Genomic DNA, 18,388 nt, shown 5'->3' with positions numbered 1-18,388 from the left:
GAGGAAATAAATGAAATATGAAATAATCAATAAGAACAATCGGTTCTATTTTCTCATGGATGAAAAACCCTGTCTTCTCTTAGGGGGAGAAGTGCATAATTCAGCAGCTTCCACGGCACTTTCTATGGAAAAAAATATTTGGCCATTTGTGAACAATATTGGATTGAACACCCTGCTTGTACCTGTTTATTGGGAAAACATTGAGTCAATTCCGGGAATATTCAACTTTGATTTGATAGAAGCTCAGTTACAAAAAGCAGCTGAAAATAAGATCAAGCTGGTTTTTCTGTGGTTCGGTTTATGGAAAAACGGTTTATCTACTTATGTTCCTCCGTGGATCAAGACAGATACAGAAAATTATTTTAGAGTAGTCAACCAAAAACAAGAGCAGTTAAATTGTATCTCACCGTTTTGCGAGAAAGCAATTGAAGCAGATTGTCGCGCATTATCTAGCCTATGTCAATTTATCAGTCAGCATCCGCTGAAAGATCAAGTATGCATGATGCAGATCCAAAATGAGGTTGGATGTCTTGAAACGGCAAGGGATTACTCTAGAAAAGCACAGCAAATATATGGATCCACACTTCCAGAAAGAATCAGAGAATTATATCCTCAAGCAAACAGCTGGCAGGAATTTTCAGACGAGACATTCATGGCCTATGCCTTTAGTCATGCACTGGAAAAGATGGCATTAGAAGCAAAAAAATGGTTAGATATCCCGTTGTTCACCAATGCTTGGCTGCATAAAGAAGGAAAAAGCGCGGGCGACTATCCTAGCGGTGGTCCTACAAAAAATGTATTAAACGTATGGGAAAAAAATGCACCTAGCTTAACGGCTTTTGCTCCAGATATCTATGAAGAAAATTTTCGGGAAATCATTCAAGATTATCAAATGATTGATCAACCCCTTTTCATACCAGAAACAAGAAAAGATCTAAGATATCTATCTAATTGTTTCTATGCATTTGGGAAAGGCGCACTTTTGTATTCTCCATTTGGAATCGAAGATCTTAGAAAAAGTACGGAAGCTATAATAGATGAGGATCAGGCTTTTTTGAAAGAGTTAGGATTAGACCAAGCGGCTTTTGATCCGACAGGAAGTTTGCCTTATTTTACTAAGTGTTATCAAATAATTAAAGAACTAACCCCGTTTTTAACGGATGAAACAATCAAGATCCATTCTTTTAAAAAGGAAAAGGACATGACGTATCAGTATCAAGATGAAAATTACCGATTTTTGATCAAATATTTAAGCAAAGACAAGAAAGAGCAGCTGAACACTGCTGGCCTCTTTTTTCAATTAGAAAATGATTATTTTTTTGCTGGATGTAACTTTGCGCTATTCCACGATGCAGTAGATGAAGAGCTGTGTTCAGAAATTTTGAATTTTGAAGAAGGATATTTTGAAGGAAAAAAATGGACCACAGAGCGTGTTTTAAATGGGGATGAGCGCTATACGCCATATATCGGTAATATGCCTAAAATCATCAAATTCTCTTTATATACCTATCCGAAAAAAGAACAGGAGGTTGTCCATGAATATCTTGCTGACGAACGAAACCTTTAAACCATCTACTAGTATGTTTGCCCAAGAACCGGAGCCACTCGAAAATCTATCTGTTTATCGAAATAGTACAGCCGCATTTCAGTTATTGCTGCATGATGGGAAGAAAAACCATTACAGCTTAGACGATCAATTTACGATCCCAGATGCGATTGAGATACCTATATACCGAATAGAAATCAACTCGGAACTGCCTATCAAGTCGAATTTTATTGAATATTATTGCGGAAAAGACGACATTTTCTACGGAGATAAACTGTTAGAAGAAAAAGCACATACTTATTCTGGTGATCGCTTTACTCCTATTTACGTAGAAATACCGGTTGATGGTCAACAAAAAACCGGCACCTATCCGATAGATATCACGATTTATCAAGCAGGAATAACGACAAAAGAAACAGTCATCGGACAGAAACGATTAGAAGTAACTGTAGAAGCATTTACTTTCAGTGATAAAGTAACTGACTCCTTCCATTTAGACATTTGGCAACAACCTTCTAATCTTTCTCGTACATTCCAAGTGCCTCTTTGGAGTAATCAACATTTTGAACTGATTCAGACAATGGCTTCAACCTTAGCTGAGTTAGGCCAAAAAACCATCACAGTCATTGCAGGAGAAATCCCTTGGAAAGGATGGTTCAATTATATTGTCAAAGATTTCCCAGCTAACTTGTATGAATACTCAATGGTCAAAGTCCTCAAAACAAAAGAAGGAAATATCCAGTGTGATTTTTCAATTTTGGATAAGTATTTAGCTTGTTTTTTTGAAGCAGGGATCGATAAAGAAATCGATGTGTTCGGCCTTTTAGGCGTCTGGCAGCCACCCTTCTTCCCTTTGAATAAAGCAGTAGAACATCCAGAAAAACTTGTGATCCGTTATTATGATGAGGAAATAGAGCAAATGGCATTCATCGAAAAACAAGAAGAGCTCAGACAATATTTCCAGCAATTGTTTACCTATTTTAAGAAAAAGAACATTTGGGACAAAGTTCGTCTCATGGCAGATGAGCCAAAAGCACATGAAATCGATACGTTTAAAGAAGCTGTCAAGTGTCTAAAAGAAATTGAACCAACATTACAGCTGAAAGTGGCATTTGACAAGGAACCAGTCTTACAAGCCTTGATTTCAGAGATCGACTATCCAGTCACATCTTTTTATTGTACTTGTCAAAATTATGAATGGCTGAAGGAACAGTTTCCTGGAAAAACACAATACTACATCTGCAATTATCCAGATAAACCAAACACATTCTTGCACAGTCCCTTGACAGAAAGCCGCTTACAAGGAGCATTAGCTTATTATTTTGGAACAGATGGTCTGCTGAGATGGGCATATAACTGCTGGCCGGAACATGCAAGAGAAGATATTCGTTACAATACCAGTTCACTTCCAATTGGTGATTTGTGCTTGGTCTATCCATCTGTCTCCGGCAGGCTGCTCTTGTCTCTTCGCTATAAAGAACTGTATCGTGGTGTAGAAGATTTTTATCTGCTAAAAGAAGCGGAGAAAATAAACAAAACAAAAACAGACCAGCTCCTAGCTGATTTTCTTGGAGAGAAAAAGCCAGAAAACTGGATAGAAAACAGCCATCAGTCTGTGCAGAGATTATTCAATCAGTCTTACAGTCAATTCGATCAGTTAAGAAAGAAATTGATTGCGATCATCACAGAAACTTCTATTTAATTAAATAATAGTGAATGAAAAGCATGACCTGCAATATGCAGGTCATGCTTTTCATTTTTAACCGAGATAGGAAAGAATCCACCGTAAAAATATTTCCAGCACAGCGAGTTTTGTAAATCTTTGTTTAAACCAGTTTAGATCTAGCTAGCTGAAAAGAGACAAAGAACCTTGTTCCTGCTTAGATAAACTTTTGGAATAGAGAAATCACGAATTTACATAGTTTTTACAATCTTTATTTGAATTAAGAAAGATACAAATTAGAACTTTACAAATAGAGGGTACACTAAAGATGTAGCAAATAAATAAAAGGAGCTAAGATATGTTTGAGTTGAAAAAAATAGAAAAAACGATGGTGAGTATAGTATTAATAGCAACTCTAATGGTATTAGCAGGTTGTCGTTCGTCCAATCAGACAGTAAGTGGTAATCAAAACCAATCCTCTGATACGATCAAAATTGCCTTTTACCCTAATGAATCTGCTGCAGAGTTTGAACCGGCAAGAGAAGCGGTAAAAGCGGTGGTTGAAAAAGCTACAGATAAGAAAGTTGAATTAGTGACAAGTACAGATTACAACGTGGTCGTGGAATCTATTGCAAATGGACAAGTAGACTTAGCTTATATGGGTGCAGAAGGCTATATCGAAGCAAACAAGAAAAATGAGCAAGTAGAAGCCATATTGACCAATTCTGGGCCAAGCGGAACGCTGGAAGATGCGTTATATTACAGCTTTTTAGCGGTGAAACCAGAAAACAGCAAAGAGTATGAAGAAACAGGTGGCTATACGATTGATCCAATCAAAGACAAAACGATTTCTTTCGTCACGAATACCTCAACTTCTGGTTTTACTGTACCGAGCAACAAAATCGCTGAACATTTTGATTTAAAGAATACAGATGATCTTATCATGGATGGTCTATTCTTTGAAAAAGTGTTGTTTGGCGGGTCTCATCAAGGATCCATGATCAATTTATTAAAAGGCGACGCGGATGTAGCTGCTTTTATGAATATGCCGCAATATTTTGATGTGATCCAAGGAGAAGAAAACAAGGCAGGAGTCATTTACGAAGTAAAAAAAGATGCTCAAGCTCCTTTTGACACGGTACGAGGGGAACAAGCACAAGTTATTCTTTCCATACCGGTCTTGAATGGACCAATTGCAGCAAACAAACAGACGTTGTCTGAAGCAGATATTGATAAGATCATCAAAGGAATGACTGCTGATAGTACAGCTGAAAATAAAGCTATTTTTGCACCAAAAGATGCTGATGTCCCAGGTATGTTCACAAAAGAAGGAAATGAGCGGTATGTGGAAGTCTCAGATGACTTTTATGATGAGATAAAAGAAATGAACAAATAAGAAAAGACTGGAAAGGAAAGCCAAATGCTATTAGAAGTAAAAAACATCACGAAAACCTATCCAAACGGAAATCAAGCATTGCAGGATATTTCATTTTCACTTGAAAAAGGAGAATTTGTTTCGATCATCGGGCCGTCTGGGGCGGGAAAATCAACCATCTTGCGTACGATCAACCGATTAATCGAAGCAGATAGTGGTACGATTCGATTTGAGGATAGAGAAATGAATGAACTGAAAAGAAAAGAACTGCGAAAGAAAAGAAGACGTATTGGTATGATTTTTCAGCATTATAATCTTGTCAGTCGCCTTACCGTAATCGAAAATGTACTGCATGGCTGTTTGGGTTATAAAACAACACTCAGTGGAGCTGCTGGTCTTTATCGAGAAGAAGAAAAAGAACAGGCTTTTGATCTTATAGAAAAGGTGGATCTTTCGGCATTTGCGTACACTCGATGTGACGAATTAAGTGGTGGACAAAAGCAGCGGGTCGGAATCGCCAGAGCACTCATGCAAAATCCGGCACTCATCTTATGTGATGAACCAATAGCTTCTCTTGATCCAAAATCTGCTAAAACGATCATGGATTACTTAAAAAGAATAACCAATGAATTGGCGATTACTTGCCTTGTCAACTTGCATCAAGTGGAAACAGCCATCGATTATTCCGATAGGATCATTGGAGTGAATAGCGGAAAGATCGTATTTGAGGGAAGGCCATACGAGTTGACAAAAGAAAAAATAGAAACGATCTATCAATCTAAAAAATTATTAGTGTAAAGGATGAGAGAATGGAAAAAATAGAGGCAGAAAAATTTTTCAGACAACAAAAAAGATATCGCTTGTTTTATATTTTGCTGATTGCTTTTCTTTATTTTATTTCAGCACATGGCGTTGGATTTCGGGCAGGAGCAGCTTTTTCTGCTGTGCCAAAAAGTTTTTTCTGGCTATTCTCCAACTTTATTCCGACAAGTGATTCCCTAGCCTATTTATCGATCATCATATCTAGACTCGTCCAGACGATACTGATGGCAGTGACTGCTACGACATCAGGTGCTATTTTTGCCTTGATAGCAGCTGTGATTGGATCAAGAGAAATCGGTTTGAATCGTTTCACAAAAGTGATCGCTAGAGGCATGGCGAGTTTTTTCAGAAATGTCCCTATTGTTGTATGGGCAATAATCTTGTTGTTAAGTTTCAAACAAAACGAGTTTACCGGATATTTGGCGATTACTTTTACGACATTTGGTTATTTGACCCGTTCATTCATGGAAACAATCGATGAAGTATCTGGCAGCGTCATTGAAGCGATGATGGCATCTGGAGCTTCCTATTTGCAAATCATTTGGCAAGGTGTTTTGCCGATGTGTTTGAATCAGCTCCTTAGCTGGCTTCTTTTTCTAATAGAAAATAATATTCGTGATGCTACGCTAGTCGGGATACTGACAGGGACTGGTATTGGTTTTTTATTTGACTTTTATTACAAAAAATTCCAATACGATGTGGTCGGTATGATTACGCTGACTGTCATTATTGCAGTTATCTCACTGGAGGCAATTTCGAATACAGTAAGGAGGATGATCCGCTGATGATGGATTATCAGACAAATGAAACGAATGCCATACTTAATCCAACCTCTTATTCAAAGGTGGCATTCAGGAAAAGAAATCAGAGGGTAAAAGTTAAACTATGGCGTCAAGAACGGATCATTGTAAGGCTCATGCTGCTACTTTTATGTTTGGTTTGTGCATACACTGTGATCACGATGGATTACGGGAATGTCAAGTTAACAGAAGCAGTTTCTGCTTTTTTCTCCAATATGTTCAATATTTTCTTGCGTCCGCAGTTATCTGGAAGATTTACGACGTTTTCTTTAGTAGAAAGTCTTGATATAACGATTGGTCTCTCTGTTTTAACAACTGTGATTGGTGCTTTTCTTGCTTTCTTTCTTAGCCTGTTAGCTTCCCGAAACTTAAGCAGTGGCTTTCTTTCCAATACGATAAGAGGGCTGATGTCTTTTATTCGAGCAGTTCCCACGATTTTATGGGTCATGATTTTTTCTATTTTGATCGGATTAGGAGCGAATGCTGCAATTATCGGGATGTCTTTTCACAGCATTGCTTATTTGACAAAAGTTTATTCTGAAAGTATTGAAGAAATGGAGTCTGGCATGATCGAAAGTTTGAAAGCGTGTGGAGCGAGCTGGTGGCAGATTGTTTTTCAAAGTGTTCTCCCTCATTGTTTCACGACATTGCTTTCTTGGACATTCATTCGGTTTGAAATCAATTTTACAAATGCGATTGCGGTAGGAGCTGCAGCTGGTGCAGGAGGATTAGGCTTTCAGTTGACGATGGCTAGTAACTTTTATTTTGATTTTCGAGAAATCGGCGTGATGGTCTATATGATCTTGACGATTGCTGTACTGTTAGAATTTATTTCTTTGAAATTAAAAGAAAAATATATTGTCAAAACATAAAATTTTATAGAAAGAGGAGAACGGGAATGAAGGCAGACTTACATGTGCATAGCTGCTATTCGAATGGTTTTTTTCATCCAAAAGAACTTTTGTCTTTAGCGACAGCTCAAGAAATAAACCATTTAGCAATCGTGGATCATCATACATTCGCAGGGATAGAAGCAGTAAAAGAAGTATTCTTTGAGTCGCCTGTTAATTTGATCGAAGGAATCGAAATTAGTGCTTTTGACTTGAAAAGACAAAAACATGTCCGCATATTGGGATATAATCTTTCAAATCGGAGCTATATCAAGCAGTTGTGCAGACCGTTACTTCATTTTCAAACCAATCAAACTTTATTTAAGTTAAAAAAACTGCAGGCAGAAGGTTATCATCTGAAGGAAGAGGAACTTTGGAAGGAAGCAGAGAAGGCAACTGCACTTTATCCCTGTCATTTATATCGTTTATTGAAAAAAAGAGGCTATGGTACACAGATGGACCATACGTTTTATCAAAAACTTATGACAGCAGAAGAAGTTTCTGATAATCGAAAAAAAATAAATGTATATGATGCCATAGAGGCAATCAAATACGGTGGTGGATTGACTGTTCTAGCCTGTCCAGGAAAATTTGATAACTATGATTTAATCCCAGAACTCGCTTCATTCGGGATTGATGGTTTGGAGAAGTATCATCCAGCTCATCGTATAAGAGACCTTAAGATCCTTTCAGATCTCATCAAAACATATCATTTTTCTTGTTTTAGCGGTTCTGATTTTCATGGAATAAGAGGGACTACAGGATTTGGCAGAACATTGATCACAGATGCGCGAGAATTTCCCGATCAACTACTCTATAATTGAATAAACTACCTGTTTCAGAAAAATGAAAAAATGATTGCAGCAACTATAGATAATGATATAATAACCTCAATTACGTATGAGGGGATTGTGAACGATGATCAACTTTTCTTTATCACAGATCCAGGATTTGCCTAGAATCGTGGAAATTTACAATCAAGCGATTCCAACTCGCTTATCTACAGCTGATTTAGAACCAGTTACAATAGAATCGAAAAAGGCATGGTTTGATGCCCATCAATCAAAAGAACGCCCGATGTGGGTTATGAAGATCGATCAAAATATCGCAGGATGGGTGAGTCTTAGCGATTTTTACGGGAGACCAGCTTATGCAAAAACTGCAGAGATAAGTATTTATATTGATTCAAATTACCGAAAACATGGATTAGGACAAAAAGCATTATCATTTGCTGAATCTCAACTTTTAGATTGTAAGATCGATACACTTTTAGCTTTTGTGTTTGCTACCAATCAAGCGAGCATCAACCTATTCCGAAAAAACGGATTTGAGCAGTGGGGGCATTTACCTAAAGTTGCAAACATGGATGATCTGTTGACTGATTTAACTATTTTAGGAAAATCTTACGAATAATAATAATGACCGCTTTCAAGTGTTTTTACACTTGGAAGCGGTCATTATCATAGAATGTTTCAATTGAAAAGAGTAAAGTGAGGATGAATTTTTTTAATTATCATATTAATTAATCAAATAACAGTAAAAAAATCATTTTTATCTCATATGCCATTCATTTATCATTTATCCTAGTATCAATGAGAAATAGCAGAAATTTCTAAAGAAATGTTAGCCCTTTATTTTAGACTGAGTATTATCGAACGCTGATTTTGAACTAACTGACGATAATATAACAATAAAGTGATAATAAAGTAATTATAAAGTAGCAAAAAATTTGTTTCTTGAGAATTCTGCAAAAATAAGAATTAAAGGAAGAATGTGTATGTCAAAACAGTCTTTTTTAGTTATTGGGCTTATTGTTTTGCTAGGTATTTTATTTTTCGAAGTTACTTCGGTGGCCTCCTTGATCACCGAAGTAAAAGGGCAAACACACTCTTCGGAGCATTCGTCACAATCTTTCAAACAATCAGAACAATCAACCATTAAAAGCCAATCAACTGAAACAGCTAACGTCAAAGAAGCCATTCAAGAATCAGCGGAAAAGGTACAAAGTCAGTCATCACAATCAACACAAGACAGTACAGAAGCAATCCAAGACCCGACTGTCAAAAGCGTCGCAATCAGCTTTGATGATGGACCAGGAGCGACCACAACGCCGCAGCTTCTGCGAATCTTAAAAGAAAAAAACGTGCATGCCACTTTTTTCGTCTTAGGAGAAAATACGGCGCAACATCCTGAAATCGTGAAGCAGACAGCTGAAGCAGGCCACGAGATTGGCAATCACACATACGATCATCAGAATCTGGCCACTCTTTCTGCCCAGTCGATGACGGAGGAAGTGACGAAAGCAGACACTGAGATCAAAAAAGTCACTGGCAAAACCCCCGCTTTTGTTCGTCCGCCCTATGGTTCTGTCACGAATGTAGGAGCAACGATCATCCAGCGACCGATCATCGAATGGTCTGTTGATTCAGAAGATTGGAAGACAAGGAATCCTGATTTGATTTTGCAGAAGATCCAAGCAACAGTATACGATGGGTCAATTATTTTATTCCATGATATCTATCCTGAAACGATTCGTGCCGTTCCTCAAGTGATCGATTATCTAAAAGAGCAAGGCTATCGCATCACGACAGTTGGCGATTTATTAGGGTATCCAACGGCTGTAGAGAACTACTATGGCAGAAACGATCATCGACCAGTTCAGTAAATAAATTATTTTTCGAAAAAGCTACTTTTGGAATACCGTTTATCAAGAGGTTGTGACAAGAATTTTGGCACAACCTTTTTTTAATTTCTCTAAAGTATGGTATTTAGATACAAATCAGATAGATTTTGCTTCTATCCTTAACAGCAAAGGAGGAGAAGATAAATGTATAAAACGTTAAAAATCATATCTATTTTTCTATTGATGTTTATTATAGCAGCGGGTGCTTATGGTGTAAGCGAATATATGAAATTGCAAAACCTGTCTGAGGTTTCAAAAAAAACAGCCGCCAACATGAATGTGAAATATTCAGCCGATACAGACACACAATTACCCGATCAGTTCAATGTACTGCTATTAGGTGTAGATACTGGAGAATTTGGAAGGACGGAACGAGGAAGATCGGATTCAATGATTGCTGCTCATGTTGATCTGAAAAATGAAGCAATAAAATTGATTAGTCTAGAGCGAGATACCTATGTTCAAATCGCAGGACAAAACAGATTTGACAAATTGAATGCCGCTTATGCTTACGGAGGGGAACAAACTGCTATTCAAACGACAGAGAGTATGCTTGATACTACTATTCCCTACTACATGGCAATGAATATGAAAGGGCTGGAGAGTATTCTAAGTATCGTTGGCGATATTGAAGTGGTCAATGATTTTGCTTTCAGCTTTGATCACTATGATTTCCCAAAAGGCTCCCTTACGTTATCTCCAGAAGAAGCACTTGCCTGGTCAAGAATGAGATATGACGATCCTAATGGTGACTATGGGAGACAAATTCGACAGCAAAAAGTGATCAAAGCGATTATGCAGAAGCTATTGACTCTGGAATCCATACCTAAAGTAGACAAAATCATCAATGTTTTAGGCAACAATATGAAAACCAATTTACCTTTGGGAGAATTGCTGAAATTATATATAACGAAGAATAACAAATTTAAAATGAGTACGGATCAATTAAAAGGGGAAGAAGAAATAATTGACGGCATATCTTACCAAAAAATGACTGATGCAGAAATCAAACGAATCAGTCAGCAATTACAGTAAAGCAGGAGAGAGGAATATGATTAAAAAAAGTTTGATAGCCTTTGGAATAATCATCCTTCTAATAGGGATCACAGGGGGAAGCGTCTATATGGCAGACAGAGTCTTCACGCCCTCAACGAACGAAGACAAAACAATAGAAAATACTGAAAGCTCCAGGAAACAAGAGCAAACAGAAATACAAAATTCTACCAGTCCAACGATCACCACAAAGGAACAGCAAACAAAAAATGAAAAAAATAAAGAAACGGAAGATACAATGAAATCATCAAAGACCATTGCTCTTACCTTTGATGACGGGCCTAATCCGTCCACAACGCCGAAACTTTTAGAAGTTTTAAAACAAAAAGATATACATGCCACTTTTTTTGTTCTAGGAGAAAATGTTTCCCAGAACGAACAACTTTTGAAAAAAGAGGTACAAGATGGTCATCAAATCGGCAGCCATACATTTTCACATAAAGATTTAGCAGGTCTATCTGACCAGGAAATCAGTGCTGAAATTACTCAAACAGATAACGCTATTTTGAAAGCAATCGGTAAAAAGCCAGCATATGTCCGACCTCCGTATGGCTCTATCACAAAAAAAGGAGCAGGAATCATTAATCGCCCAATGATCGAATGGTCTGTTGACTCGAAAGATTGGCAATCTAGACAAAAGGAAAAAATTCTGCAGCAAGTAAAAAGCACAGTATATGACGGTGCAATTATCTTACTACATGATATCTATCCTGAGACCGTAGATGCTGTTCCTGTGCTGATTGATGAATTAAAAAGAGAAGGATACACTTTTACGACCATCAGCGATTTATTAGATAATCCATCAAAAGCAGAAAATTATTATGGGCGCAATGATCACCGACCCGTTTAGTTTAAAAAAGGAGAGATGTCCAATGATTCAAAAGCAGATGTATTTTATTAGAGGATATTACATTTTGTTGCTGCTCGTTCTTTATCTTTCTTTTTATGAAAAAAGTGTTTTTTATTTATTTTTTACTAATACGATTCTGGCATATATCCCGATTGAATTAGCGATGTGGATAAAATCCAGCAGATCCAAATTAGTCTCTCTCATGCTGATCTTATTCTGGTTACTGTTTTTTCCCAATAACTTTTATTTGTTCACCGATTTATTCCATCTGTCTTTGCTTTCACCTTATGATCCATCAACTATGATGATAAGTATGGAGATGGAAATCTGGTATAAATTGTTGCTAGTCGTTCTTTCTGTCTTTCCAACCACATTTTTGGGTTGTGAAAGCTTATGGATAGTTACCGATATAATCGTCAAAAAAATCGGAATAGGCGTCTATCAATGGTTAGTTGTCAGCATCATCTTGTTTATCAACGCCATAGGGATTTACTTCGGTCGCTTTTTAAGATTGAACAGTACAGACGTCTTCACCGACAGCAAAGAAACGCTCATGAGATTGATCGAAGCATTTACCAGGATAGACAGTCCATCTTTTTTATTGATCGTACTCATCTTTTTCTTTTCACTGATATTCGTGTATATTTATAAGTTAGGGATAAAATTTGCTCTATTGGCAGAAGGTGAGGATCTGTATGAAGATACTAGTAGTAGAAGATAATCTTGCAATCAATAAACTTTTAGTTCGTACATTAGAAAAAAATGGCTATACGGTCTATTCAGTATTCACAGGAAAGGAAGCGGCAGATATCATCGAGCAGCAGGAATTTGATTTGGCGTTGTTGGATATCATGCTTCCTGAAATCGATGGTTATGAAGTATTTGCGTATATGCGTGAGTATGATCTCCCCGTTATTTTCTTGACAGCCAAAGACCAGATTTCCGACCGAGTGAGCGGATTAAGGTCAGGAGCTGAAGATTATATAACAAAGCCATTTGATCTAGAAGAATTGCTGGCACGGGTGGAAGTTGTTCTTCGAAGAAACGGAAAATCTAGCTCAAATAAATTATTGAAATGGAAGTATATCGAAATCAATGAAAAAACAAGAGCCGTCACTGCAAGAAATCAAGCTGTTTCTTTGACTCCTAAAGAATATGAATTACTTCTTTACTTAATTAGAAATAAAGCAATTATTTTGCCAAGAGAAAAAATCTATCAAAAAATCTGGGGAAGGGAAGAAGAACCCAACTCCAGAACGCTTGATTTACACATCCAACGAATCAGAAATAAATTGCAATTAGGACAGGACTTGCGTACGATTTATGGTGTAGGTTACCTATTGGAGGGGTGAACTTGAAATATACGAGCAAAGTTTTCTTTTCATTATTATTCTTCTTTTTACTCATTTATTTGGTGGTCAGTGGTTTTACACTGCATGCGATTTACCAGCGCACAGTTTCTCAAGAAAAAGAAGTGCTGGTCAACCAGCAGAAAAATCTCTTACTGCTTTTGTCGACGAAAACAGACGGAGATGAAACAACAGATGAAATGAGAAAAAATGGTGAATTCGTAGCTGCAGCCAAAATCGGAGAATTTGAGATTCTAGACAAAAAAGGTAAAACGGTTTTTAGTACAAAGCCTACTTTGTTTGAAAAATACGATTCTCCAAAAGAGTTGTCTAATCGTATTGTAGAAATCAGTGATATGGTTACTGTTAAAAACAAAAAGATACTTTATTCGACTTCAAAGATACCCGACACTACCTATCGTTTAGCTACTTACCATCAAGCAAAGAACTATGAAGAAATCGCGAAAGATTCCCTTGTCTATTTTCGGCTGATTTTACTCTTTTTGCTTTTGGCTATCATTCCCGTCACTTATTTTCTAACAAGCATGATCTTGAAGCCTATCAATCAGCTGATTTCTGTAGCCCAGCATATCACAGAAGGTAAGACGAAAGAACGGGCAATAGTCAATACTCAAGACGAAATTGGGAAATTAGGGAACAGTTTGAACAATATGGCTGATAAATTGAACCACGATTTAGAAACTCTCCGTCAGGCAAAGGAAAAGCAAGATTTATTTGTTTCTAGCTTTTCTCACGAGATTCGAACGCCGCTGACTTCCATTATTGGCTATGCTCAAATGCTGAAATGGGAAAAATTGGACCAATCAGCCGAAGAATCTGTCGATTATATCCTTGAAGAAAGCAACCGGCTAAAACATTTGTCCAATGATATTTTGAAATTGATAGAACTGGAAAGAACAAATGTCTCTCTTGAAGAAATATCGACCAGCATGATCAGCAATGATCTAAACAAGTTTCTTAAAGGAATGAAACAAGGATTTACTTATACCATCGAACTAGAACCTGCCAATATTTTGCTAGACATCAATCTTTTCAAGTTACTAGCAATGAATATTCTGGCGAATTCATTAGAAGCTATAGCAGAAGATGGAAAATTAGTGGTCAAAGGAATAAAGAAAGAAAAGCGTTATATTCTGCAGTTTTCCGATAATGGGAGAGGGATACCAGCAGAAAATTTGTCTAAAGTAACAGATGAATTTTTTACAGGAAATCCTTCAAGGACAACGAAACATTTAGGACTTGGATTAGCTTTGGTAAAGAAAATAACCGAATTGCATAATAGTTCTTTTGACATAGAAAGTACGCTAGACTCAGGGACAATGATCACGATCGATTTTGCTTTAGGAGGGGAAACAGATGAAAATTAAATTATATCTTCTTTCTGCTTTCTTTCTGGTATTCAGTGCAGGATTGTTTTTTTTACCAGATATTTTAGCGAGTAGTATTACTGCAAAAGAACAAAGAACAGTAGATATCTCTTCTTTAAGTTCAGCTTCTTCTCCCTCTATCGAAACAGCAATGAGCCAAGCCCAATCTTTTTCTATTATGGAAGAATCAGATCAGAGCCAATTAGATATGGTCAATCGGCTGCGAGAGGAATTAAATCAGCTATTTCAAAAGCTATCCATGCCAAAAGAGCCAGTAATTGTTCAAGACTATGAAGTTTTGATCTCAGAGGACAGCGTATTTTGGCAAATGGAATTCCTCACGCAAACAGGCTACGGAACGGCAATCATTGATGAAACGAACAAAAAAGTTGTACGGTTATCTTATTTTGATGAAGATCAAAATAACCGGGGGAAAAAACAAATTATAGATGATTACTTGAACTATCTTCCTCTAAAAGCAGATAAAATCGAAGAAGATGGTGAGATGATTACTGTCACTTTGAAAAATGGACAGAAATTAAACTTTCTGATTGATGAGACACGATTGTTGCTGAATTATATATGACCTTTTGTGAAATTGGTTGAAATTTTCAATTAAGAATGACAGTTTTTTATGTAAAAACTGTCATTCTTTTTCATTTTTTGAAACATATGGCTAAACAAATGAAATAAAACGTGCTATACTTCTGAATGAAACAGGTTTAGAAACTGTATCACTTATTTGTGATTATTTCTAACTAATAATTAAAAATAAACCATAAAAAGGACGATGTTCAATGGCTGAAAAAATGAAACAAGGTTCGAAATCTGTAGTAGAAAGTTTGATTAATCATCACGTTGATTATGTATTCGGTATACCAGGTGCAAAAATCGATGGTGTATTTAATGAATTAGAGGATCAAGGTCCTGAATTAATCGTGACTCGTCACGAACAAAATGCTGCATTTATGGCACAAGCAATCGGACGTATTACAGGAGAGCCAGGAGTAGTTATCGCAACAAGTGGTCCTGGTGCTAGTAACTTAGCTACAGGTTTGGTAACAGCGACAGCAGAAGGTGACCCAGTTTTAGCAATTGCCGGACAAGTAAAACGAAGCGATCTATTGAAGTTGACCCATCAAAGCATGGATAATGCAGCACTGTTCCAGCCAATCACAAAATACAGTGCAGAAATCCAAGATCCAGAAACAATTTCAGAAGTGATTGCCAATGCTTATCGTATGGCTAAGAGTTCAAAAAAAGGCGCGAGCTTTATCAGTATCCCGCAAGATGTAGTGGATGCACCTGTCCAAGGTAATGTCATCAAGCCATTGAGCGATCCTAAATTAGGTTCTGCTTCTGCAGATGATATCCGTTACCTAGCTGAACGCATCAGGGAAGCAAAACTACCGGTATTATTAGTAGGTATGCGAGGATCAAGTGAAAAAGAAACATTAGCTATCCGGCAATTAGTTGAAAAGACAGCATTGCCTGTTGTAGAGACATTCCAAGCAGCAGGAGTGATTTCACGTGAATTAGAAGCGCATTTCTTTGGTCGAGTGGGATTGTTTAGAAATCAACCAGGCGATATGCTTTTGAAACGAAGCGACCTAGTCATCGCAATTGGTTATGATCCAATCGAATACGAAGCAAGAAACTGGAATGCGGAAAAAGATGCGCGGATCATTGTGATCGATGAAGCGCCAGCTGAAATCGATCCTTTTATGCAACCTGAAAGAGAATTGATCGGTGATATCTCAGCCACTCTTGATTTATTGACAGGTTCATTAGAGCCTCAACAAGTGTCAGAAGATGCAAAAGAATATTTAACATCTCTTCAAGCAAAATTAACGGAGCGGGACATTGTTCAATCAAAAGGAGAAGCAGGTATCTTGCATCCTTTAGAAGTCATTAACACGCTTCAGTCAAAAGTAACAGATGATATGACTGTTACCGTAGATGTAGGTAGTCATTATATTTGGATGGCACGCCACTTTAGAAGTTATGAACCTCGTCATTTGTTATTCAGTAATGGTATGCAAACGCTTGGTGTTGCATTGCCATGGGCGATTTCTGCTGCATTGGTGCGTCCAAATACACAAATCGTATCAGTTTCCGGTGACGGGGGATTTTTATTCTCTGCACAAGATTTGGAAACGGCTGTACGTAAAAAATTGAATATCGTTCATTTGATTTGGAATGACGGACACTACAATATGGTAGAGTTCCAAGAAAAGATGAAATATCAGCGTGCATCAGGTGTAGACTTTGGTCCAGTTGATTTTGTGAAATATGCAGAAGCTTTTGGTGCTAAAGGAATCCGAGCTACAAGTGTAGAGGAATTAGAAAAAGCTTTAGAAGAAGGATTTGCGACAGAAGGACCCGTAATTATTGATATTCCGATTGATTACCGTGATAATGAGAAATTGGGAGAAACAATCTTACCAGATCAATTCTATTAAGGAAGTGTCGACATGACTGAAAAAATCTTATACCAGCACGGAACGTTAGGGGCTTTAATGGCCGGCTTGATGGATGGAACAGAAACGATTGCTCATATATTGAAAAAAGGAACTCTGGGATTGGGAACATTGCATGGACTTGATGGTGAAGTCATCTTTTTAGATGGCGTAGCTTATCAAGGAAGATCAGATGGCTCAGTTGCCCAATTAGATGGAAGTGAACTTACCCCCTATGCAGCAATTACAGATTTTACGCCAGATACTAGTTTTTCTGTCTCAAAAACTGCAGATGGAGAACAATTGAAAAAAGACATATTAGTAAGAGAAGCCGGGGAAAACCTATTTTTGGCAGTGAAGATAACTGGATTATTCAAAAATATGCACATCCGTATCATGCCGAAGCAAGAAAAACCTTACAGAAGACTAGCAAAAATTTCAGAGTCTCAACCAGAATTCCAACAAAGCAATGTCCAAGGAACATTAGTCGGGTTCTTTACGCCTGAATTATTCCAAGGAGTTGCTGCAGCGGGATTTCACCTGCATTTTATCGATGATACACATACATTTGGCGGACATGTAATGGATTTTGAAGTGGCTGAAGGAAAAGTTGAGATTAGCCGCATCTCGTCCCTTGGACAGCATTTTCCAGTTGATGATCCGACTTTTGTTCACGAAACGATTGATTATGCTGATTTAGCAGCAGAAATCCAACAAGCAGAATAGAAAAAGACAGCGAGATGCGTTCAAGGTGATCAACCTGACGTATCTCGTTTTTTTGAGGAGGAAACCTAGCGTTTACAAAAAAACTGAGCTATAATCTTCTCCATAGATCAAAAAGGAGCGGTTTTTATCATGTGGACAGAAAAACAGAAAAAAGATGCATACGAAATTTTATTATTACAGCAACAAGGATTATTAGAAGCAGAAGATAACTGGTTAGCAAATTTAGCAAATTCATCTGCATTGTTGAATGAGACTTTGCCTGAGACTGTCTTTGCAGGATATTATTTATTCGATGGTAATGAATTGATTTTAGGACCGTTCCAAGGGCGAGTTTCTTGCACACGTATCAAGATGGGAAAAGGAGTTTGTGGAGAATCAGCTGAAAAACAAGAAACATTGATCGTTGATGATGTCAAAACCCATGCAAATTACATTTCCTGCGATTCAGCCGCACAATCAGAAATCGTAGTGCCAATGGTAAAAGAAGGTAATTTAATCGGTGTTTTAGATATCGATTGCGGAGTAACGAAAGGGTATGATGAAATCGATCAAGCATTTCTAGAAAAATATGTAGATCTTTTATTAGCAAGTTTTAATATAAATGCTTTTTCATTTATTAATAACTAAAATCGTCTATTGAAACAAAAAAGAAGAGAAATCAAGAATAAAAAGAGCCGGAAAGACAGTGGGCATTTCTGTTTTTCGGTTCTTTTATTTTTTTATAAAATCACAAGTGTTATTGGTTTTCATAATCATATTTTAATGGTATTATCATTTTAAATAA

The 18,388-nt window shown here is 37.2% G+C and carries 18 protein-coding genes; all 18 read left to right on the top strand.

What is annotated here, in order from left to right; genetic code table 11:
* Window positions 1–10 precede the first annotated feature (10 nt).
* The 18 genes from OZ002_RS03310 (at window position 11) to OZ002_RS03225 (ending at window position 18,231) form a co-directional block, all read left to right on the top strand.
* Window positions 11–1,567: a DUF5597 domain-containing protein gene (locus OZ002_RS03310; protein ID WP_142652856.1), complete on the top strand. Its 1,557-nt coding sequence runs from the start codon at window positions 11–13 to the stop codon at window positions 1,565–1,567.
* Window positions 1,536–3,248 (top strand): DUF4091 domain-containing protein, encoded by a 1,713-nt coding sequence (locus OZ002_RS03305; RefSeq protein WP_325082864.1) that lies wholly within the window; start codon window positions 1,536–1,538, stop codon window positions 3,246–3,248. The genes OZ002_RS03310 and OZ002_RS03305 overlap by 32 nt, the downstream gene beginning before the upstream one ends.
* A gap of 319 nt (window positions 3,249–3,567) precedes the next feature.
* Window positions 3,568–4,605, top strand: a complete 1,038-nt coding sequence (locus tag OZ002_RS03300; RefSeq protein ID WP_002306305.1) for a phosphate/phosphite/phosphonate ABC transporter substrate-binding protein — start codon at window positions 3,568–3,570, stop codon at window positions 4,603–4,605.
* Between the two features lie 24 nt (window positions 4,606–4,629).
* Window positions 4,630–5,382, top strand: coding sequence for a phosphonate ABC transporter ATP-binding protein (phnC, locus tag OZ002_RS03295; RefSeq protein ID WP_002302937.1), 753 nt, complete (start codon window positions 4,630–4,632; stop codon window positions 5,380–5,382).
* 11 nt (window positions 5,383–5,393) lie between these two features.
* Entirely contained in the window at window positions 5,394–6,191 is a 798-nt protein-coding gene (locus OZ002_RS03290; protein ID WP_002332494.1) for a phosphate/phosphonate ABC transporter permease, read from the top strand.
* The gene (locus OZ002_RS03285) at window positions 6,191–7,078 is read left to right on the top strand and encodes a PhnE/PtxC family ABC transporter permease (protein ID WP_325082863.1); all 888 of its coding nucleotides are present in this window, start codon (window positions 6,191–6,193) and stop codon (window positions 7,076–7,078) included. Before OZ002_RS03290 ends, OZ002_RS03285 begins: the two co-directional genes overlap by 1 nt.
* A 26-nt stretch (window positions 7,079–7,104) precedes the next feature.
* Window positions 7,105–7,920, top strand: coding sequence for a PHP domain-containing protein (locus OZ002_RS03280; protein WP_325082862.1), 816 nt, complete (start codon window positions 7,105–7,107; stop codon window positions 7,918–7,920).
* A 94-nt stretch (window positions 7,921–8,014) separates the two neighbouring features.
* Complete coding sequence (locus tag OZ002_RS03275) at window positions 8,015–8,509, top strand: GNAT family N-acetyltransferase (protein WP_325082861.1); 495 nt, start codon at window positions 8,015–8,017, stop codon at window positions 8,507–8,509.
* A gap of 364 nt (window positions 8,510–8,873) precedes the next feature.
* Window positions 8,874–9,761 (top strand): polysaccharide deacetylase family protein, encoded by an 888-nt coding sequence (locus OZ002_RS03270; protein ID WP_142652855.1) that lies wholly within the window; start codon window positions 8,874–8,876, stop codon window positions 9,759–9,761.
* A 162-nt stretch (window positions 9,762–9,923) separates the two neighbouring features.
* Window positions 9,924–10,814, top strand: coding sequence for an LCP family protein (locus OZ002_RS03265; protein ID WP_044144662.1), 891 nt, complete (start codon window positions 9,924–9,926; stop codon window positions 10,812–10,814).
* A 16-nt stretch (window positions 10,815–10,830) separates the two neighbouring features.
* Complete coding sequence (locus tag OZ002_RS03260) at window positions 10,831–11,682, top strand: polysaccharide deacetylase family protein (protein WP_002331495.1); 852 nt, start codon at window positions 10,831–10,833, stop codon at window positions 11,680–11,682.
* Between the two features lie 22 nt (window positions 11,683–11,704).
* Window positions 11,705–12,403 (top strand): DUF1361 domain-containing protein, encoded by a 699-nt coding sequence (locus OZ002_RS03255; protein WP_044144661.1) that lies wholly within the window; start codon window positions 11,705–11,707, stop codon window positions 12,401–12,403.
* On the top strand, window positions 12,378–13,034 hold the full coding sequence (locus OZ002_RS03250) for a response regulator transcription factor (RefSeq protein WP_002302578.1): 657 nt from the start codon (window positions 12,378–12,380) through the stop codon (window positions 13,032–13,034). The genes OZ002_RS03255 and OZ002_RS03250 overlap by 26 nt, the downstream gene beginning before the upstream one ends.
* On the top strand, window positions 13,031–14,419 hold the full coding sequence (locus tag OZ002_RS03245; protein ID WP_227327122.1) for a HAMP domain-containing sensor histidine kinase: 1,389 nt from the start codon (window positions 13,031–13,033) through the stop codon (window positions 14,417–14,419). Before OZ002_RS03250 ends, OZ002_RS03245 begins: the two co-directional genes overlap by 4 nt.
* Window positions 14,409–15,005: a hypothetical protein gene (locus OZ002_RS03240; RefSeq protein ID WP_002302581.1), complete on the top strand. Its 597-nt coding sequence runs from the start codon at window positions 14,409–14,411 to the stop codon at window positions 15,003–15,005. Before OZ002_RS03245 ends, OZ002_RS03240 begins: the two co-directional genes overlap by 11 nt.
* Before the next feature lie 211 nt (window positions 15,006–15,216).
* Window positions 15,217–16,881: an acetolactate synthase AlsS gene (alsS, locus tag OZ002_RS03235; RefSeq protein WP_002319065.1), complete on the top strand. Its 1,665-nt coding sequence runs from the start codon at window positions 15,217–15,219 to the stop codon at window positions 16,879–16,881.
* 12 nt (window positions 16,882–16,893) lie between these two features.
* Window positions 16,894–17,604 carry an acetolactate decarboxylase gene (gene budA, locus OZ002_RS03230; protein WP_325082860.1) on the top strand — a complete coding sequence of 237 codons (711 nt, stop codon included), beginning with the start codon at window positions 16,894–16,896 and terminating at the stop codon, window positions 17,602–17,604.
* 129 nt (window positions 17,605–17,733) lie between these two features.
* Window positions 17,734–18,231 (top strand): GAF domain-containing protein, encoded by a 498-nt coding sequence (locus OZ002_RS03225; protein ID WP_113847327.1) that lies wholly within the window; start codon window positions 17,734–17,736, stop codon window positions 18,229–18,231.
* The last annotated feature ends 157 nt before the right edge of the window (window positions 18,232–18,388 follow it).

Origin of the sequence: Enterococcus sp. E4-150, from assembly GCF_035726465.1 — a bacterium.
Lineage (GTDB): Bacteria > Bacillota > Bacilli > Lactobacillales > Enterococcaceae > Enterococcus_B > Enterococcus_B faecium.
The sequence above is the reverse complement of the archived record's forward strand: the minus strand, read 5'-3'. Positions and strand labels throughout refer to the sequence as shown.